Origin of the sequence: Bifidobacterium aesculapii (assembly GCF_001417815.1) — a bacterium.
GTDB lineage: Bacteria > Actinomycetota > Actinomycetes > Actinomycetales > Bifidobacteriaceae > Bifidobacterium > Bifidobacterium aesculapii.
The window spans coordinates 1-20296 of sequence record NZ_BCFK01000059.1; the positions used below are offsets into that span (position 1 = coordinate 1).

Below are 20296 nucleotides of genomic sequence, written 5' to 3' on the forward strand. Positions count from 1 at the left end.
CCCCCCCCCCCCGGCCGTCGAGAAGCCGGAACCCATCGGCGGTCGACTCACCCGCCTCAAGGCGAAACTCGCCAAGTCGAACAATCCGTTCGGCAAGGCCCTGTTCAACATCCTCGCCAAGGACAACCTCTCCGAAGCGGACTGGGAGGATGTCGAAGACACGCTCCTGCTCGCCGACGTCGGCGCCGAGGCGTCCGAACAGCTCGTCGACGATCTGCGCACCGACGCGCGCGTCACCGGCAAGGCCGACCCGGCCGAGGTACGCGCCGCCCTCAAGGAGAAGCTGCTCGACCTGGTCGGGCGCGACACGGACCGTCGCCTCAACGCGGACAAGCCGGGCGCGAACACGCCGGGCGTCATCATCATGGTGGGCGTGAACGGCACCGGCAAGACCACCACCGCCGGCAAGCTCGCCCGCCTGTTCGTCTCCGAGAACAAGAAGGTCGTCATGGGCGCGGCGGACACGTTCCGCGCCGCGGCCGCAGACCAGCTCGAAACGTGGGGCGCGAAGGTGAACGTGCCCGTCGTCCGCTCCGACAAGGACGGCGCCGACCCGGCGTCGGTCGCGTTCGAGGCGAGCGCCAAGGCCAAGGAGGCGAACGCCGACGTGCTCATCATCGACACGGCCGGCCGCCTGCAGAACAAGGCGAACCTCATGGACGAGCTCGGCAAGATCCGCCGCGTCACCGAGAAGAACCTGCCCGTCGACGAGGTGCTGCTCGTGCTTGACGCCACCACCGGCCAGAACGGCATGACCCAGGCGAAGGTGTTCGCCGAGGCGATCGGCATCACCGGCGTGGTGCTCTCCAAGCTCGACGGTTCCGCGAAGGGCGGCATCGTGATTTCCGTGCAGAAGGAGCTCGGCGTGCCGGTCAAGCTCGTCGGCCTCGGCGAAGGCCCGGACGATCTCGCGCCGTTCGATCCGGAAAGCTTCGTGGACGGGATTCTCGCCTGACCCCGATGCCTGCTCCCAGGCGGTTTCGCGGGCCGTTTCGCGGGCCGCGATTAACAATCGCGTAACCTGCCGTAACGCAATCAAAACCATCCGGGCGTTCACTATCGAACCGTTAGCCCCCATGAGGGGGACGACGAACGGAACAGAGCCGGGCTGCTCCCAGCGGCCCGGCATAGATGTGAAAGAGAGGGAGGTAGACATGGATTCCGGAAACACCGCATGGATATTGACTTCCGCGTCCCTGGTTTTCCTCATGACACCCGGTGTCGCGTTCTTCTATGGTGGCATGGTCCGTGCGAAGGCCGTGTTGAACATGCTGATGCTCGAGGCGGCCGCGCTGTCGGTCACGATGGTCATCTGGACCCTGTGGGGCTGGTCCATCGCCTACGCCGGCTCTGACGTCGCCGGCATCTTCGGCGATCCGGCCTCCGGCTTCCTGCTGAAGGATTCGATGGTCGCCAAGGACGGCGTGTTCACCACGACCGGCCTGAACGCCAACAACTACCCGGTCTCCGTGGACGTGGCCTTCCAGGTCGCCTTCGCGATGATCACCGTCGGCCTGATCTGCGGCGCCATCGCCGAGCGCGTCAAGTACAGCACGTGGATGATCTTCGTGGCGCTGTGGCTCACCTTCGACTACGCTCCGCTGGCGCACATGGTCTGGAACAAGGGTCTGCTGTCCGGCACGGGCGCGATCTCCACCGCCATCGGCGCGGCCGCGCATGACTTCGCAGGCGGCACCGTCGTCCACATCAACGCCGCAGTCGCCGCGCTGGTGATCGTGCTCATCATCGGCAAGCGCAAGGGCTTCGCCACGCAGCCGTTCCGCCCGCACAACATCCCGTTCGTGATGCTCGGCGCGTTCCTGCTGTGGTTCGGCTGGTTCGGCTTCAACGCCGGTTCCGCGTTCGCCGCTAACGGCACCGCCGGCTACGCGTGGGTCTCCACCTCTGCCGCTGCTGCCGCCGCCATGCTCTCCTGGGGCTTCACCGAGAAGATCCGCTCCGGCCACTACACCGCGATGGGTGCCGCCTCCGGTATCGTCGCCGGTCTGGTCGCCATCACTCCGGCCGCCGATGTCGTCTCCCCGCTGTGGTCCATCGTGCTCGGCGCGATCGCCGGTGTCCTGACCTGCCTCGCCTGCGGCCTGAAGTTCAAGTTCGGCTACGATGACTCCCTCGACGTCGTCGGCGTCCACGGCGTCGGTGGCTTCACCGGCACCGTGCTCATCGGCTTCTTCGGCGAAGGCACCGGCCTGTTCGCCGGCGGCGACTGGAAGCAGCTCGTCGTGCAGGTCCTGATCGCGCTGTGCGCCATCGTCTACTCCGCCGTGATCACCGGCATCATCGCCTTCGCGCTGGAGAAGACCATCGGCTGGCGCGTCACCGAGGCCCAGGAGGTCGGCGGCATCGACCTCGCCGATCAGGGTGAGCGCGCATACGATTTCGCTGGCACCGCCAGCTCCGTCCTCAAGGAGGTGAGGTGAGATGAAGCTCATCACCGCAATCATTCAGCCCCATAAGCTCGACGACGTCAAGGAGGCCCTCGCGGCCGCCGGCGTGCACGGCCTGACCGTGTCCGAGGCGAACGGCTACGGCCGTCAGCGCGGCCACACCGAGGTCTACCGCGGTGCCGAATACACCGTCGACCTGATTCCGAAGATCCGCGTCGAGGTGCTGAGCGACGACGCCGACGCCGAAACGCTCGTCGGCGTGATCGTCAAGGCCGCCGGCACCGGCACCATCGGCGACGGCAAGGTCTGGGTGGCCCCGCTCGACTCGGTGACGCGCGTGCGCACCGGCGAGTCCGGTTCCGCCGCGATCTGACCGGTACCGTCGGTCCGATCGGAACCGACGGTTCGCTCGGACCCGACGGCCGGATCCGATGACAGACGTCCCTCCTTCACCGGTGTGTGTCGCATTGCCGGGAAGGTCGGGCCATCAATAGAGCCAGGTCCCCGCACGCCGCCCTCGTGGCCGTGCGGGGACCTGTCGTATAAGGCTCGTCATGCGGTTTTCGGGGAGCCGACCGCGGTTGACGTTTCACGGAACGCACGGCTGCACACACCACATCACATCACACTCCCGCAACAGAAAAGGATGGCGGCATGGCCAGCGCGGTCGATGGTTTGAAACAACGGTTCATGGCGATGAGCCAGCCGGACGCGGACGGCGTCTACCGCGACGGTGCGGGCAAACGCAAGGCGCGCACCGCACTCGCGATGGACTGCCTCACCCGCCTGTGGGGCGAGGCGAAGAGCGGCGTCGACTTCACCGTGCCCGACCACGGCATCGGGCTGGCCGCCGTCGGCTCGCTCGCCCGCGGGCAGATCGGCCCCAGCTCCGACCTCGACCTCGTGCTCATCTACGACCCGCATGCGCTGAACGACCAGCAGCTCAACGCGTTCGCCAACAAACTCTGGTACCCGCTGTGGGATTCCGGTCTCGACCTCGACCATTCCGTGCGCACCCGCCAGCAATGCGAATCCGTCACCGACCATGACCTGCCCGCCGCGATGGGATGGCTCGACGTGGAGCCCGTCGCCGGCGACATCGACCTCATCCGCGCCACCGCCGACTCCATCCTCGAACGTTGGCGCAAAGCCGCGCGCAAGCGGCTGCCCGAACTGCTCGCATCCGCCACGAGCCGACTCGACGAGTTCGGCCGTCTCCAATACATCAACCAGCCCGACATCAAGGAGTCGCGCGGCGGCCTGCGCGATTCCGTGCTCATCTCCGCGCTCGCCGTGTCGTGGCTCGCGGACCGCCCGCACGGCGCGTACGACGACGCCGTCGAACGTCTGCTCGACGTGCGCGACTGCATCCACCTCGTCGCGAACAAAGACACGAACCTGCTCCTCACCCCCTATCAGGACAAGGTCGCCGCGATGCTCGGCCTCGCCGACCCGACACTGCCGTCCGGCGGCGAACGCGAGGCGAAATCCATCGACGACATGCAGACGCTGCTCGCGCGCATCGGCCGCCGCATCGCGTTCTCGCTCGACTCGACCGCCTCGCGCGCCGAGCATTCGCTCACGCACGAGCGCCCTCGTTTCGCGTTCTTCCAGATGATGTCGCAGCGCGCCGGCGGCCATCGCGAGGCGCCGAAGTTCGAGACGGTCGCGCCGGGCGTCGCCGTACACGAGCGTGAGATCGTGCTCGCGCCGGGCGCCGATCCGTCGCGCGACGCCGCGCTCGCGCTGCGCGTCGCGCTCGCCTCGGCGCAGCGCGCGCTGCCGATCAACCCCGGTACGTTGGAGAGTCTGCGCCGCTGCCCGATCCACAGCAACCGGTGGGACGCCACGACGCGCGACCTGTTCGTGCGGCTGCTCGCGTCCGGCCCGGAGCTCATCCGCGTGTGGGAGGAGATCGATTTCGTCGACATTCCGGGCAAATGGATGCCGGAATGGTTGGGCATCCGCAATCGTCCGTCGGTTTCGGCCGCGCACCGCTACACCATCGACCGTCATTCCGTGGAGGTCGTGTCGCGGCTGACGCGCGAGATCGGATTCCCGTCGCGCGCCGACCGCGACGCGGCCGCGGGGGCCGCGCGCGGTGCCGGCGTCGCCGCGGACGGTTCCGGCGTGCCGCGGTATGACGACACGCATTTCACGGCGCTGCTGCTCGCCGGCATCCTGCATGACATCGGCAAACGTTCCGGCGTGGCCGATCACGCCGCGGAGGGCGCACGGCACGCGCCGGTGATCCTCAAACGCATGGGCTACGACGCGGATATCGTGCGCATGGTGACATTGCTCGTGCGCGAGCATCTGACGTTGAGCGAGTTCGCGACCGGCCGCAATCCGAACGATCCGAACACCGGTTCCGATTTGGCGAACCAGTTGCGCCATGATCCGATGCTGCTTGACATGCTCTATGATTTGACGCGCGCCGACGGTTCGTCGCTGGGCGCCACTTCGGAGGAGGCCATCACGAAGAAGTACGGGTGGAGCACGTGGCGAGAGACGCTGGTCAAACAGATGGTCGCCGCGACCCGCTACCACATGTGAGCCGCCGCGTGCGGACCGTGGATTGGGCCGCACGCGGCGGCTCGGGAGGGAATCGTGGTGGTTCAGGAACGAACCGTGATCCACGCGTCGCCGTGGGCGCGCAGGGCGTTGAACAGGGCGCGCAGACCGATGAACACCACGTTGAGCACCACCCACAGGGCGATCATGCGCGCGGCGGGCGTGGTGAGCACGGCGCCGTCCAGCGCGTTCACGCCGACGAGCGCGAGCAGGTACGCGCAGGCGGTCGTGCAGCAGGCGCCGGCGAGGTAGCGGTAGTCGCCCGCGCCGATGAGGATGCCGTCGAGCGCCCACATCCACCCGCACAACGGCAGGAACACGGCCTGCGTGGCCATGCCGATCGTGATGAGCGTCTGCACGTCGGCGCTGGGGGAGAACAACGGCGCAGCCACGAAGCCCGCCACGGCCATCCCCACGCCGATCATCACGCCGCATGCCGCGCCGGCACGCCCCGCCGCCGCGGTCATCGCGCGCGCCTCGCGGAACCGCCGCGCGCCGATTTCGGTGGCGACGAGCGCCTGCCCGGCGACGCCGATCGCGTCCAGCATGTTCAATACGAAATTCCATGACGCGTTCACCGCCTGATACGCGGCGAGCACCGTGACGCCCATGCGCGCCGCGAGCATGACCGTCGCCACGAGGCAGACGCGCAGGGCGAGCGTGCGCACGAACAGCGGCAGGCCGTCGCCCGCGCTGGTGAGGATGCCGGCGAGGCGCGGACGCACCGACGCGCCTTCCGCGCGCGACCACAGGATCGCCGGAACCGTCAGGAAGACGCCCATGAACCATTGCGCGATCAGCGTGGCCGCGCCCGAACCGGTGATGCCCCAGCCGAATCCGATGACGAACAGCAGTTCCAGCACCGTGTTCACGATTGCGCCGGCGATGGCTGCGGTCAGGGTGATGCGCACCTTCTGCAGGCCGCGGAAGATGCCGTTCGCCGCGTAGACGAGCAGCATGCCGGGCAATCCGAACACGACGGCTTCGAGGTAGCGTTGCGCCTGGTCGAGCACCGGCCCGCTCGCGCCGAGCGCCGCGCACAACGGCCGTGCGGCGGCGAACAGCGTGGCCGATACGACGACGCCGATGATGAGCGCCAGCCACATGCCGTCGATGCCCGCTTCGAGGCCTTCGCGGCGGCGGTTCGCGCCGATGAGCCGCGCCACCTGCGAAGTGGTGCCGTAGGCGAGAAAGACGCACAGGCCGACGGTGGTGAGGATGATGGTCGATCCGATGGACAGTCCCGCCAATGCCGCGTCGCCGATATGGCCGACGACGGCCGTGTCGATGAGGATGAACGTGGGTTCGGCGATGAGCTGGCCGAACGTGGGGAGCGCCAACGCGGCGATTCGCGCGTAGGTGCTGCGGCTGTTGCTCATGTGGCGCTCCGTTTCCTTGGTTTCCGTGGTTGTTAACCTGCCGTTCAGATGCGATTACCACGGTGTTACGTGTTGCGCAAGTCGGTGTCCATGGTGGAAAAAGTAATCCACAGGTTATCCCCAACTTATCCACCGAGTTATCCCCATAGTGTGGATAACTTGGTGGATTTTCGGGCGTTTTCGGGGGTGAAAATGTGGATAACTTTTTCTTATCCACATCGGTTTCGGCGTGTCGTAAGGCTTTAGGGGGTGTTTGTGGATAACAGTGTGGATAACTTTGGGCTATCCACATATCTAGTTTTCCACAGCGCGCGGCGACCGTATATCTGTGGTGCCGGGTCGATGTGGATAACCGGGCGCGTGTGTTGGACGTTACGTGTTGTTCACCGTGTGGATGGTCGTGTGGGTCGGCGTGTGGGTCGTCGCGTGCCGCGCGGTCGTGGTGCGTGTGGCGTATGACGCCGTGGCGGCATCGTGATGCGTGCGTGGCGTGGCGGCGTCACGGCGTGCGCGTGTGGTGCGCGCGATTATCGTGCGCGACGTGTCGGACCGTCGTGCGGCGCGGCGTGCGTGTGTGGTGCGGGCGCGTGGTGCGGTTGACGTGCGCGACGGGCGCGGCTCTTCCCGCGCGTACGCTCACGTCCACCGCGTGTCCGCATGGTGGCGCTGCCTCGCTGGGGCACCACGCCCATTCCTTATAATCGTTGCGTTTACGTAGAATATGCGGCAAACACTCCCGCAACAGAGAAACGGGAGGCATCGGAAGAAGATTGGATAGCAGTGGCTCTCATCGTGCAGAAGTACGGCGGCTCGTCGGTCGCCGATACCGATTCGATCAAACGTGTGGCCAAACGCGTCGTCGAAACGAAGAAAAAAGGCAATAAGGTCGCCGTCGTCGTCTCCGCGATGGGCGACACCACCGACGATCTCATCGACCAGGCGCTCAGCATCGACTCCAACCCGCCCGAGCGCGAGATGGACATGCTCATGACCGCCGGCGAACGCATCTCCATGAGCCTGCTCGCCATGGCCATCCACGCGGAAGGCAGCCGCGCGCACTCCTTCACCGGCCAGCAGGCCGGCTTCTTCACCGACGCCCGCTACGGCGCAGCGCACATCAAGGCCGTCAAGCCGGAACGCGTGAAGAACGCGCTCTCCATCGGCGACGTCGCCATCGTCGCCGGCTTCCAGGGCATCAACGCGAAGGGCGACGCCACCACGCTCGGCCGCGGCGGCTCTGACACGTCCGCCGTCGCGCTCGCCGTCGCGCTCGGCGCCGACATCTGCGAGATCTACACCGACGTGGACGGCATCTTCACCGCCGACCCGCGCATCGTGCCCACCGCGCGCCGCATCCCCGCAATCGGATACGATTCGATCCTCGAAATGGCGTCCTGCGGGTCGAAGGTGCTCGCGCTGCGCTGCGTCGAATACGCGCAGCGGTTCAACATGCCGCTGCACGTGCGCTCCTCCTTCTCGCACCGGCCGGGCACGCTCGTCGTGCCGGACGGCGTCGACCCGCGCACCCTGCCGAACCTCGACTGAACCCGCCGGGCGAACCCGCGACCAACCCTTGCACTTGTGCACTCTTTGCACTGAACCGAAAGCGACATACCAATGAGCAACAACAACGAACAATCCATGGGCGACCTGTTCCCGGACCTCGGCCCCGAGGCGCCGGTCATCTCCGGCATCGCGCACGACCGCAGCGAGGCGCTCGCCACCGTGCGCGGCGTGCCGAACGAGCCCGGCATGGCGGCGAAGGTGTTCGCCGAACTCGCCACCGCCGGCATCAACGTCGACATGATTGTGCAGGCAGGCTCCTCCGCCGGCACCGCGGACATCTCCTTCACCGTGCCGGAAGCGTCCGTCAAGGCCGTCGAGAACGCGCTGATTGACAACCATGACGTGCTCGACTACAAGTCCTTCGACGTGGACACGAACGTCGGCAAGGTCGCGGTCGTGGGCGTCGGCATGAAGACCCACTCCGGTCTCGCCGCCAAGTTCTTCCAGGCGCTGAGCGACAAGGGCATCAACGTGCTGATGATCTCCACCTCCGAGATCCGCATCGCCGCCCTCGTGCCGCTCAACCAGCTCAACGACGCCGTCAAGGCCCTCCACACCGCCTACGGCCTCGACGCCGACAAGGTGGAAGCCGTCGTCTACGGCGGCACCGGCCGCTGAATCAGGCGCGGTGGTGACGAGCGTGTATGCTCACCACGCCCGCGTGTTCTGCCTAGATGAGCGTTACACTTGACAGTGCTAATTCTCAATAAGAGCGGACATGTTAGCCGCTTTGATTGCTCAGCAGTCTTCGTGCTGTTAGGGGCGGGGTCATACCCGCCCCGTTTTCTTTATTTCGGTAGTATTGCTCATTAACGTTGTTCTCAGAGAAGAGGGTGAAATGGGTGCGAAACACTACCGTGTTGGCATTGACGTGGGCTTGAATTCGGTCGGTTTGGCCGCTATCGAGGTCGATGACGACGGCATGCCGGTGAAGATTCTCAATGCGCAATCGGTTATTCATGACGGCGGCGTGGACCCGAATCAGTCGAGCAATGCCACAGGGGAAGGTAGTTTGGTTAGTCGATCAAGTTCATCCCGGAAAGATATTGCCGGGCGAACGGGTAGTCAAACGCGTAAACGGAATGCGGGAATTGCAAGAAGAGTACGCCGGACGCTTCGCAATCGTTCCAAACGGCTCAAGGAATTGGACAGGAAACTGCAACAATCGGGGTATCCGATTGTGGTCCCTGAATCGTTGAATGCCCATGATGAGTGGACGATTCGGGCAGAGCTTGCTACCGCGTTCATCGAGGATGAGTCTACGCGCAAGGAGAACGTTTCTATTGCGTTGCGTCATATCGCGCGTCATCGTGGATGGCGTAATTCATTCCATGGCGTGGAGTCGTTGCTGACCAGCAATCCATATTCGGAATTGTATGACGTTCTGAGGAAGCGCGCTGAGGAGCGGATCGGTCGCCCTCTGAAGACAGAGGTAACTCCGGCGCAGTTGATTGTTGCTGTGAGTGCATGCACGGATGGAGTCATGACGCGGATAAGAACAACGCGGAAGAAGGGGAAAATACGGGTAGGACTTCTGCAAGGTAAATTGATGCAGGAGGATTATGCCAATGAGCTGAAGTGCATTTTTGAAATGCAGCATGTTCCCCGCTCAGAATGGGAGCCGTTGTTCAAAGAGGTTTTCCATGTGGAATCTCCTAGGGGATCCAGTAAACGACTAGTCGGGAAAGACCCGTTTGATGACGGCCAGTATCGGGCATTGAAAGCTTCTCTGGTATTCCAACAGTACCGTATCGCAGCAGTGCTGGTAAATCTCCGTATCGGTGACAATCGCCGGAACAGACCATTGACTGTAGCTGAAAAACGTAAGGCGTTTGAACTGCTTGTTGCCGATTCACATACTGAAATCAGTTGGGCAGACGTGGCCGAGTGCCTGGGATATGCGAAGAGTCAGCTTGTCGGTGTGGGTAAAACTATCGATGACGATATGGATCGCATCTCCAGTGACCCTCCTCGAATAGTGACGCTGCAGCGGATTCGTGAAGCCAAAGGGTCCATCGCCGATTCATTACGGATGTGGTGGAAAAGCGTTTCAGAAGAGTCGCGCGAAGCGATGATTGAATTGCTGTCTAACGCTGAGGGTTTTGAAGATATTCATGATGATGCGGTGATCAGTTTTGTTGACTCTTTGAGCATGGATGAGCTGGCTGGCTTGGACTCCATTGGCCTGCCGATTGGTAGAGCGGCTTATGGGGCTGAAACATTAAGGAAGTTGACTGATCGGATGCTGATGACCGATGAGGACTTATATCAAGCGCGGAAGTCACTGTTCGGCGTTACTGATTATTGGCGCCCGCCGGCAACCCATATCGGCGCTCCGATTGGCAACCCCTCTGCGGATAGGGTAGTTAAGATCGTCAACCAATGGTTGATGAGGTGTGAAGAGCGTTGGGGCAAGCCGGAGTCCGTGCAGATTGAACATGTGCGTTCGGGATTTGCTTCTATTGCTGCCACGCGCGAATATGAGCGTGGCATAAAGAAACAGAGTAAACGTCGTTCCGAGCTCGCTGAAGAATTGCGGACAGGCGGGTATATCGATAGCAGGAGCAATATTCGCAAGCTTGAAGCGTTGAAGCGGCAAAAGAATATGGATGATCGACGTCAACATATACAGCGCCAGAATAGTCAGTGCTTGTACTGTGGGTGTGAGATTACGTTTGACACTTGTGAAATGGACCATATTGTTTCGAGGAAAAGTGCTGGTGCTTCTAATATCAAAGCGAATTTGGCGGCTGTCTGTAGAGAATGCAATATCTCAAAATCGGACATTCCGTTTGCCAAATGGGCTGAGTCGGAAGTTGCTCGGCGTCCAGAGGTTAGTTTGGGGAAAGCGCTTGCTCGTGTTGATAATATGTTACCTGATTGTACTGGCAAGGCATGGGACAATTTTATAAAGGAAATAAAGAGACGACTGAGACAAACCGAAGAGGATGAACCGATTGATGATCGTTCCATCGAATCGGTGGCATGGATGGCCCGTGAATTGCGTAGTCGAATCGACTGGCATTATAACGCTGCACGATATCAAGCGAAAACTGAGGAGGAGCTTCCCGAAGTCTCTGTCACGGTTCGAGTATTCTCTGGTAATATCACTGCTTCCGCACGTCGGGTTGACGGCTGGGGGAAAAAGATTCATTTCTTCGGACCGAGAGGCAAGACGCGTCTGGATCGTCGTCATCACGCGGTTGACGCGACGGTTATCGCTTTGATGCGGCCATCAGTTGCTCGAGTACTGGCAATACGCGATTCGTGGTGTGATGCCCAAAGGGTGGAGAGCCGTTTGAATGTAGGTGAGCGGCCAGGAGAAGACTATCCGTACCAAGGGGATGACGGCTATGAACTGTTTCAACAATGGTGCATCGGTATGGAAACTCTATTGAATCTATTGAATGACGCCCTTGACCATAACCGTGTGGTTGTTCGTCAGCAGATGCGTTTGAAGTTGGGTAATTCCATTGCACATGATGCTAAGGTCAATGCATTGCGGCGTGTGCGCCTTGGCGAAGCGATGGATTCCGACTTGATTTACAGGGCTTCCACGCCGGCGTTGTGGTGTGCGCTTACGCGTCTGCCTGATTTCGATGCGGCGAAGGGACTTCCAGCGAATAGTGCACGGCATATCGTTGTGCATGGTGTCGAATACGCCGCCGACGACGAGATAGGATTCTTTAAAAAGACTGCGGCACAGAAAAAGACTGCGGCACAGGTTGCAGTTCGTGGCGGTTCGGCGAAAATCCGTTCGGCGATTCACCATGCGCGCGTCTATCGTTGGTGGGAGCAGAATACGAAGGGCGGACGCAAATATTGGTATGGCATGATTCGTGTATTTCAAGTGGATTTGCTGCGGTACCAACGTGAGGATTTGTTCTCTGTACCATTGCCTCCTCAATCGGTTTCGATGCGATGGGGCGAGCAGCGTACCGTGCAGGCGGTACAGGCAGGTAACGCCGAGTATCTTGGATGGCTTGTTGCTGGAGATGAAATCCGCGTTGATTATTCAGCATTATCTGATGATAGTGCTTTGAAACAATTCTCCGATTGGTGTGCGTGCTTTGATTCTTCAACTATTGCATGTACCTCATGGGTTGTAACTGGTTTTGAGGATCCCAGCAGAATTGTACTTCGTCCAAGGATTCTGTCATCTGAAGGTTTGGAATCCTTCGGCGGGTCGTTACCTCCTGAGATTACTAAGTTAATTAGCGGAAAGGGTTGGAGAGCTACCATCAATAAAATCGGGAATAATAATGCTCCTGTAGTGATTCGTCGTAATGCTTTGGGCGAACCGCGTTGGCACTCGAAATCGGGATTGCCATGTTCGTGGCGCTGGGCCGAGTAGGGAATCATCATGCAAAGCCAGTGGCGGGTCATCGATTGCACGGAGATGGCAGGGCGTATCTCCTACACGCGTGGCAATATGCGTGTGAAGCGGGATGATGCCGATGAAACGGTTGATGTTCCGCTGGCGCAGACGGCCGTGGTGTTGCTTGGTCTGAAGGTGTCATGCTCTGCGGCTGTGCTGCATGAGATGGCGCGTTATGGCGTATCGGTCATGTTGTGCGACTGGCGTGGAGTGTCGGATGCGGCGCTCCACGCTTGGACCGATACTCCGACTACGGTCACCCAGAGGCAACTTGCCCAAACAGATATGACGTTGCCACGCAGGAAAAACGCTTGGGGTCGTATCGTCCAAGCCAAGATTCGTGGGCAGGCAGCTTGTCTGGATGGTCTGGGTCTTGATGGAGGCGGATTATTGCGTAGCATAGCTGCCTCGGTGAGGTCCGGGGACCCAACCAATCGCGAGGGACATGCGGCGCGTGAGTACTGGAAACGCGTGTTCCCCTCCGATGAAGGATTCAGACGAATTCCCGGCGAAGGCGTGGGCAGGAACGCGCAACTTGACTACGCCTATATGGTATTGCGCGGATTCGCGGTGAAAGCCGTGATTTCTGCGGGCCTGATTCCCTCATTGGGGATGCACCATCATAACCGTGGTAACTACTTCTGCTTGGCGGATGACATTCTGGAGCCGTACCGTCCGGCGATTGACCGGCGCGTGGCTGAGCTGCGTGCCGATGACGCTTTGTCCGATGGCGGCGTGAAACGTCGTCTTGTGGAAGCGGTCAACCAGCAGCTCAATGGTGCTGGGCTGACGATTCCCAGCTCGCTGAATGATTTCGCCCAACAATATGGCTTGTATTGCGAGGGTCGTATCGACAGATTACCGGTGCCCGAGTATGCGGGTAGCATATGAAGACGGATGAGGACAGTGGCGGCATGTGGTGCCTGGTGATGTTTGATTTGCCGGTGAAGACCAAGCAGCAGCGCAGTGCGGCCACCGAGTTCAGAAACATGCTGTTGGACATGGGATACTCCATGGTGCAGTATTCGGTCTATGCGCGTTACACGCCTACGCAGGCAGGTAATCGTGCGACGGTGAAAGCGATCAAAGCCGCGTTACCGGAGCGCGGGTATGTCCGTGTGCTGCATATCAGTGACCACCAGTGGGCGTCGGCGTTGCGTTACGCCAATCTGGAACCGGAGGATGAGGTGGAGACACCGGAGCTGTTCACGCTTTTTTGAAGGTGAAAAGTGCCGAAAGCGGCAGAAAATAGCCCCTCTTGAACGGCTATCAAGCTTATCAAGAGGGGTGAATGCTAATTCCCAACCGACTGGAACGACTGGGTTGACCACTCCCAAGCTTATCAAGAGGGGCGAATGCTAATTCCCAACATGATTTCGTGCAGGCGCAGGGGCGTTCCAAGCTTATCAAGAGGGGCGAATGCTAATTCCCAACATGATTTCGTGCAGGCGCAGGGGCGTTCCAAGCTTATCAAGAGGGGTGAATGCTAATTCCCAACGAATCCGTTCATTGGTGGTGTCTCCTTGTCAAGCTTATCAAGAGGGGTGAATGCTAATTCCCAACTGAGTTTGTCCATCTGCTGCCAGAACTCCAAGCTTATCAAGAGGGGTGAATGCTAATTCCCAACGGGAATTGGACCGTCCGACCATGCGCCGCAAGCTTATCAAGAGGGGTGAATGCTAATTCCCAACCGACAGCTGCTGCGCCGTCCGTCACCAATCCTCGGCGAGGAGGAATTCGTCGATGCGGCGGTGCTCGATGCCGTCGCGCGGGCGCAGGATCGGATCCATCGAGACCACGGTCTTCGGATAGTTGTCCGGAATGTCCCTGAACACTCCGAACTCGCGTTCCGCGGTCTTGTCGCTGTCGATGAGATACGTCACCTGCACGTACCTGCGTCGTTCGCCTTTGTCGAAGACGAAATCGACCTCCTTGCCGTTGACGGCGCCGACGGTGACGGCATACCCCCTACGCAACCCCTCCATGGCGATGATGTTCTCCAATACCCCTTGGATCTGGGCGAGCCCGTCGCCGACAATCGCGCCGCGTAGCCCATGGTCGGCCACATAGTATTTCTGCAGCGTCTTCAGCACCTGCTTGCCTGTCAGGTCGGTGCGGTTCATGCGCTCCAACAGGAATGCTTCCCGACAGTATTCCAGATAGTTGATGACCGTTTGCGCGCTGACGTCGAGGCGCTCCGCTTTGAGATATGACGCGATGGCATTCGCGGATATCATGTTGCCGGTGTTCTGCATCGCGAACATGACGATGCGTTCCAGCAATGCCACGTCGCGGATCCGATGACGGCGGACCACGTCGCGAAGCACTACGGAACGGTAGATATCCGTCAGATACGTTCGGCGACTCTCCTCATTCCAGCTGCCGGTGACGATGAACGGCATGCCTCCTTCCGTGAGGAACGCCTGGAATGAGGAGTCTGTTCCGAGTCGCTTTTTCGCCTCGACGAATTCGGCGTATCCGAAGGGGAATACCTCGAACTGCACGTATCGGCCGCCCAGATACGTGGCGAGTTCGCCGGACAGCAATGTGGAATTCGATCCGGTGATGGTGACGTCAGCATTCGTGGTCGCGCGTAGGGAATTGACCACTTTTTCGAATCCGTGCACTTCCTGCACCTCATCAAGGAACACGTACGGCTTGCCGTCGATGGAGTTGATACGTTCCATGAGATATGCGTGGAGCTTGTCGGGATTATGGTATTTGGCGAGCGAGTAATCCTCGAAGTTCATCGAAATGAACTGTTCCGCCCGGCAGCCTTCGGCCACGAGCCGGCGTTGGATGAGTCGCAGCATGTCCGACTTGCCGCTGCGTCGCAGACCGACAAGTACCTTGATGACATCGGTGTCGACAAACGGCATGATGCGGTCGAGATACCGCGGCCGATCAACTAAGGCTCTGGTTTCTTGCATGCAAGAAATTCTATCAGGTTTTCCAGAGTTCTTCTTCTATGGAAGAAGAACTCTGGAAAATGATGTGAATTTCTTCTGTGAAAGAAGAAATGTCTGAACCGATTAGGTCGGTTGCTGACTCACGGTGATCAATTCGTCGATTTCGAGTAGTCGGCGAGGTGCTGCACGCGCTCCAGACTGTGCCACAAATGCTGTCTGTGCGGGAGTGTGGAGAGAGAGCGCTCCACACTCCCTGTGAGGGCGATGTCTATGCGCTTGTGTGGAGCGTTTGCTCCACACGGCATGCAATCGCCGTTCTCAAGCCGTTGTGTGGAGCATCGTCGCTCCACACAAGCGTTCGTGAGCCTCGATGTGGAGCACGTGGCGTGCGGGAGCAGTGCGTGGGTGACTTACGCGGGGCAGATAGTGGGTTAACGCAAGGGCTCAAACACCCGAAATCGTGGATTTACAGCGCCAAATGGACGAAATGGAGGCTTCCAAACGGGTGTTTGGCGCTGTAAATCCGGAATAACGGTGTAAAGGACCGGGGAATCGGGAATAGCTGGGGATTATCAGGACGGGGATAGTGCCCAGTCATGTCACCCAGTCCCATCAGCCCCGCCGCAGACTCAACCCGCAGCTCGTCACACCCACTGTTACGGGGAATCGGAGACGGGCTAAGTACAGTCCGTCTCCGATTCCCGATCAAGCCAAGCCGTCAAGCAGCAAGCACGCTACTTCTTGGTGATGTAGCCGAGCGCCTTGAGCATTTCGGCGCATTCGAGCGCGCCACCGGCGGCGCCGCGCAGCGTGTTGTGCGCAAGACCCACGAACTTCCAATCGAAGATGGAATCCTCGCGCAGACGCCCGATCGACACGCCCATGCCGCCCTCGTAGTCCACGTCGAGCTTGACCTGCGGGCGGTCGTCCTCGGTGAGGTACTGGATGAAGTGCTTCGGCGCATGCGGCAGACCCAACTCGGCGGCACGCGACGTGTAGTTCACCAGGCGGTCGACCAGTTCCTCCTTCGTCGCCTTCTTGCCGAAGTTGATGAACACGGTCGCGGTGTGGCCGTCGAGCACGGGAACGCGGATGCACTGCGAGGTGATGCGCAGCGGTCCGTCGAACGGCACGATCTCGCCCTTGGCGTCGTCCACGTGGCCGAACACCTTGAGCGGTTCCTTCTCGCTCTTCGCCTCCTCGCCGGAGATGAACGGGATGATGTTGCCCACCATCTCGGGCCAGTCCTTGAACGTCTTGCCCGCGCCGGAGATCGCCTGATAGGTGCTCACCACCACCTCGTGCGGCTCGAACTCCTTCCATGCGGCCAGCGCCGGCGTGTACGCCTGGATCGAGCAGTTCGGCTTGACGGCGATGAATCCGCGCGTGGTGCCGAGACGCTTGCGCTGGTGTTCGATCACCGCGAAATGCTCCGGGTTGATCTCCGGCACGACCATCGGCACGTCCGGGGTCCAACGGTGCGCGCTGTTGTTCGACACGACCGGCGTCTCCGTCTTCGCGTAACGCTCCTCGATCGCGCGGATCTGGTCCTTCGGCATGTTCACGGCGGAGAACATGAAGTCCACGCCCGCGGCGACCTTCTCGGCCTCGTCGCCGTCGACCACGGTCATGTGCTTGACGTATTCGGGCATCGGCGTCGACATCTTCCAACGGTCGCCGACGGCCTCCTCATACGTCTTGCCGGCGGAATGCGCGGAGGCGGCGAGCGTCGTCACCTCGAACCACGGATGATTCTCCAGCAGCGTGATGAAACGCTGGCCGACCATGCCGGTCGCGCCGAGCACGCCGACCTTCAGTTTTTCGGACATATCGAACCTCGTTGGTGTAGATGGACGGGATTGCACACGTATCGTTCAATCCTACGGAATCGCGGCCCGCGCGGCGTGTGCGCTTCCAAATGATGGCCGACGCGCGGACGGTACACCGCCGTCGCGCCGCGCTTGCGCACGTTTGCGCGAACGTGCGGACGGCGCGGTAGTCTGGGAGACATGTCGATAGCATCACAGGAAGCGCGCAGGCAACTCGACCGGATCGTGGCGTTGGGGTACCCGGATGTGGCGGACATGAGCGCCGCCGCGTTCCGCGCGCTCGCCAACCCGCTCATCACGGCGTTGCAGGATTCCGATCTCGGCGCGAACATCCTGCTGGTGCCGACGCGCGAGCTCGTCTCGCCGGAATCGTTGATCGCGCGAACGTCCATCTACCGTATGGCCGGATTCACGACGATGCCTCCGCGCGACATCGCGAGTTTCCTGCCGCAGGACGGTTTCGAGCCGCCGGAGGGCCCGTTCTATCTGGTCGTGGACCCGCATACCGGCACGTGCTACGTGAACCGTGAGCCGGATGTGGCGCGCAAGCTCATCGACTCCGACGAACGTCTGCCGCTCACGTTGGAGGAAGGGCTTGCCATCGCCACGCAGCATCCGGAATGGCTGTTGGAGAAGAACGGTTTCAATCTGCTCGGATCGCGTTCGGCGGACGGCCGCGTGCCGAGCATCTGGATGAGCCAGAACGCGCCGCGTCTTGGTGCGGTCTGGCCGAATTCGCGCCACACGTGGCTGGGGAACGCGTACTGCATCGCCCGTCGCGGCGTGAGCCTGTTCATCTGACGCGCGATTCCCGGTATCCCGGAATGCTTACCGCTGATATGCGCCGCGGGTAGACTGAAGTGCGGATGATCGTTCATCCGTAAGAGTAAGAGCGAAGATGATCTGCACGAGATGCGGTGCCGTCAATGAGGGCGGTTACAGGTTTTGTTCGGAGGACACACGACGGAGGGCGGCGCGGCCGACCGTCTTGTCACCAGGGATTGGGGCATGTTCGATTTTGGCGCGGGAGGTGAAGGCGCCACCTGCGGCGTGGGCATCTCCGCGGCCGAACGAGGCGGAATACTTTGACACGGACTCGTTCAAGGCGGCTTGGAAGCAGAAGAAGGCGGATGCCAACGCCCGTACGTTCTCTACCGTAATCCGACGCTGTATGACAAGACGTCGGTGAAGGTGACGACGGCGAATGACAAAGACAATCCGTTCGTGCCGTCATCAGGCGAGGATGGCGATGACGGCGATGTGAGTTTCAAGCCGGCGCCGAGCGACGCGAATGCGTACTATTTTGTCGAATCCACCGACGGATTCGACTGGTCGTCCTTGCCTGACGCGCAGGTCGACACCGGGTCGGAGCAGTAGGATTCGTGAGCCCGTATAACCCCGGCGGTTCGGTCTCAACCTGTGCGAATCAGACGGCTATCTGCGCAATTCGGGTACGAACCTGCGCAGTTCGGGTACGAACCTGCGCAGTTCGCATATGAACCTGCGCAGTGGGTTGCTGAAGAGCGGCTGTCCGCACCGGTTCGTGGATTTCCACATTGTTGGAATTCCAACGTTTCCGCATCGGCAATCCAGCTGCTCCGACGGCTCTTTCAGCACCCCACTGCGCAGATTCGCGTCCAAACCGCGCAGGTTCGCCCGGATACTGCGCAGGTTCGCCCTCAAACCGCGCAAGTTCACTCTCAAACCGCGCAAGTTCGCCCATCCTACCCGGTTAAGGCAACCCCCTACCGGCGGAACGCCTTGCGTGCGGCGGCGAACAGCCCGTATCCGGCGGCGCCCAATGTGGCGGTGAGGCCGAGCAGCACCGGCGGGCGGCGCAGCTCGTTGCGCAGGCTCGCGCCATCCGTCACGCAATGGTCCTCGAACCATACGCGCAGCTCGTTGCCCGAATAACGCCCGACCAGATCGCCCCATGTGAGCATGTGCGTCACATAATCGGCCGGATCCTCCTCGTGGAACTCGAACAGGCGGATACCGCGGTAGCGTGACTTCGGCCCGTAGCATTCGAACCCACAGGTCGGCGCATACCCCAGATCGATGCCGTCCTCATGGCCCACGAACGCGTTCTTATGGTCATGCCCGCAGAACAGCGCGAAATATCCGCCCGCCTCGCGCATCGCGGCCACTTCGCCCACATTCTCGTCGGCGCAGCCGATTGCCTCGCCCAACCGCGAGCCGGGGCGGCACTTCTCCTCGTCGAGCACATAGCAACGCTCCGCATGCGTGCGGGCGCCCTCCACCGCGTTCGGCGTCCATGCGGGCACTTCGCGCAGCACGTCATAGAACTCCTGCGGCGGAATGTGCTGGAATGCTATGGACGGCACCGGGCGCCCGTCGCCGTTGCGCGCGGCGAGTTCGCGTTGCACGTCGCCCAGCCAAGCGATCGCCTCGGGGGAGGGGGTGCCGTAACCGTCGGAGTCGGCCAGGTCGAGCCGACGCGGGTTCGTGGCGTACAGCGGGTATTGCGCATCGCGTTCGGCGGGCGTGTTCTTGTCCGCGTAGTCGCCGGAATTGATCATCGTCACGCTCATCGCGACATGCCCCGAGCCGTCCGAGGCCTCGATCGGCAGCGCGAACGTGCCCGGTTCGAGCGCGAGCGCGTCGGAACCGGCCTGCGGGTTGAGGCAGCCGGGGAATTCGCGGTAGATGTCGTCCTGTTCGTCGGCGAGGATGCCGCATTGGAAGTCGTGGTTGCCGTAGGTGGCGGCGAACGGCACGCCCGCGTTCGTCATCGGGCCGAGGAACGCGGCGAACGTGTCGCGCACTTTGGTGCGCGTGTCGTCCATGAGTTCGTCGAGCGTGACCACGTCGTCGACGGGCGGCATGTCGGGGTTGCGGCGTTGCGCCATGCGCCGGCGCACGCCCTGCAGTTTCGCCTCGATCTCCGTGATGACGCGGACGCGCGCGCCCGGCTCCTCGCCGCGGCGGCGCAGGAACGTGTCGATGTATGCGGGATCGTAGCCGCGGATTTGGTCGCCGGTGAGGACGACGAGATCGGGATCGGCGACGTGGATCGCCTCTTCGATGAGACGGATCGTGTCTTTGTCGACATCGGGCTTGTCCTGGATGTCGGCCATCTGCAGCACGCGGAACGTGCCGTTCTTGCGGAATCGCAGTGTCATGGCTCCCAGTCTAGTCGTGGTGAGGTGAAGACAGGTGGAGAACCCGGGGGAGCCCGGGGCGCCCGCGAAGCGCCGCTACATGGTGAGACCGGCGAGGCGTTGGGGCGCGG

The 20296-nt window shown here is 61.4% G+C and carries 15 protein-coding genes and 1 CRISPR repeat array; of the genes, 11 read left to right on the plus strand and 4 right to left on the minus strand.

Annotation, left to right across the window (positions count from 1 at the left end):
- The 4 genes from ftsY to BFAL_RS08135 all read left to right on the plus strand — a co-directional run.
- Positions 1 to 955, plus strand: a 955-nt coding sequence (gene ftsY / locus BFAL_RS08120; protein WP_055427901.1) for a signal recognition particle-docking protein FtsY, incomplete at its 5' end; no start/stop codon positions are given.
- 199 nt (positions 956 to 1154) lie between these two features.
- Positions 1155 to 2441, plus strand: coding sequence for an ammonium transporter (locus tag BFAL_RS08125; RefSeq protein WP_055427902.1), 1287 nt, complete (start codon positions 1155 to 1157; stop codon positions 2439 to 2441).
- A gap of 1 nt (position 2442) precedes the next feature.
- Positions 2443 to 2781 (plus strand): P-II family nitrogen regulator, encoded by a 339-nt coding sequence (locus BFAL_RS08130; protein WP_034529718.1) that lies wholly within the window; start codon positions 2443 to 2445, stop codon positions 2779 to 2781.
- Between the two features lie 281 nt (positions 2782 to 3062).
- Positions 3063 to 4964, plus strand: coding sequence for a nucleotidyltransferase domain-containing protein (locus BFAL_RS08135; protein WP_055427903.1), 1902 nt, complete (start codon positions 3063 to 3065; stop codon positions 4962 to 4964).
- 62 nt (positions 4965 to 5026) lie between these two features.
- Here the strand turns inward: BFAL_RS08135 and BFAL_RS08140 are convergent, their stop codons facing one another.
- Positions 5027 to 6361, minus strand: coding sequence for an MATE family efflux transporter (locus tag BFAL_RS08140; protein WP_055427904.1), 1335 nt, complete (start codon positions 6359 to 6361; stop codon positions 5027 to 5029).
- A gap of 780 nt (positions 6362 to 7141) precedes the next feature.
- Here BFAL_RS08140 and BFAL_RS08145 point away from each other — a divergent pair.
- The 5 genes from BFAL_RS08145 (at position 7142) to cas2 (ending at position 13525) form a co-directional block, all read left to right on the plus strand.
- Positions 7142 to 7906 carry an aspartate kinase gene (locus BFAL_RS08145; RefSeq protein WP_055427905.1) on the plus strand — a complete coding sequence of 255 codons (765 nt, stop codon included), beginning with the start codon at positions 7142 to 7144 and terminating at the stop codon, positions 7904 to 7906.
- A 72-nt stretch (positions 7907 to 7978) separates the two neighbouring features.
- The gene (locus BFAL_RS08150; protein WP_055427906.1) at positions 7979 to 8545 is read left to right on the plus strand and encodes an ACT domain-containing protein; all 567 of its coding nucleotides are present in this window, start codon (positions 7979 to 7981) and stop codon (positions 8543 to 8545) included.
- A gap of 220 nt (positions 8546 to 8765) precedes the next feature.
- Complete coding sequence (gene cas9 / locus BFAL_RS10725) at positions 8766 to 12281, plus strand: type II CRISPR RNA-guided endonuclease Cas9 (protein ID WP_174514768.1); 3516 nt, start codon at positions 8766 to 8768, stop codon at positions 12279 to 12281.
- A 9-nt stretch (positions 12282 to 12290) separates the two neighbouring features.
- Positions 12291 to 13196, plus strand: a complete 906-nt coding sequence (cas1, locus tag BFAL_RS08155) for a type II CRISPR-associated endonuclease Cas1 (protein WP_055427907.1) — start codon at positions 12291 to 12293, stop codon at positions 13194 to 13196.
- Complete coding sequence (gene cas2, locus BFAL_RS08160; protein ID WP_055427908.1) at positions 13193 to 13525, plus strand: CRISPR-associated endonuclease Cas2; 333 nt, start codon at positions 13193 to 13195, stop codon at positions 13523 to 13525. Before cas1 ends, cas2 begins: the two co-directional genes overlap by 4 nt.
- 50 nt (positions 13526 to 13575) lie before the next feature.
- A CRISPR array of direct repeats spans positions 13576 to 13996; the repeat unit is 36 nt; unit sequence CAAGCTTATCAAGAGGGGTGAATGCTAATTCCCAAC.
- Between the two features lie 21 nt (positions 13997 to 14017).
- Here the strand turns inward: cas2 and BFAL_RS08165 are convergent.
- Both BFAL_RS08165 and asd read right to left on the minus strand, forming a co-directional pair.
- Complete coding sequence (locus tag BFAL_RS08165; protein WP_082440474.1) at positions 14018 to 15235, minus strand: ATP-binding protein; 1218 nt, start codon at positions 15233 to 15235, stop codon at positions 14018 to 14020.
- Between the two features lie 713 nt (positions 15236 to 15948).
- A complete protein-coding gene (asd, locus tag BFAL_RS08170) occupies positions 15949 to 17043 on the minus strand; it encodes an aspartate-semialdehyde dehydrogenase (protein WP_055427910.1) in 1095 nt (364 codons plus the stop codon).
- A gap of 180 nt (positions 17044 to 17223) precedes the next feature.
- Between asd and BFAL_RS08175 the strand changes: the two genes are divergently transcribed.
- Both BFAL_RS08175 and BFAL_RS08180 read left to right on the plus strand, forming a co-directional pair.
- On the plus strand, positions 17224 to 17844 hold the full coding sequence (locus tag BFAL_RS08175; RefSeq protein ID WP_055427911.1) for a DUF5701 family protein: 621 nt from the start codon (positions 17224 to 17226) through the stop codon (positions 17842 to 17844).
- A 309-nt stretch (positions 17845 to 18153) separates the two neighbouring features.
- Entirely contained in the window at positions 18154 to 18420 is a 267-nt protein-coding gene (locus tag BFAL_RS08180) for a hypothetical protein (protein ID WP_055427912.1), read from the plus strand.
- Between the two features lie 368 nt (positions 18421 to 18788).
- On the opposite strand, the gene BFAL_RS08185 is transcribed toward BFAL_RS08180, so the two are convergent.
- Positions 18789 to 20186: a metallophosphoesterase family protein gene (locus tag BFAL_RS08185; protein ID WP_055427913.1), complete on the minus strand. Its 1398-nt coding sequence runs from the start codon at positions 20184 to 20186 to the stop codon at positions 18789 to 18791.
- Between the last annotated feature and the right edge of the window lie 110 nt (positions 20187 to 20296).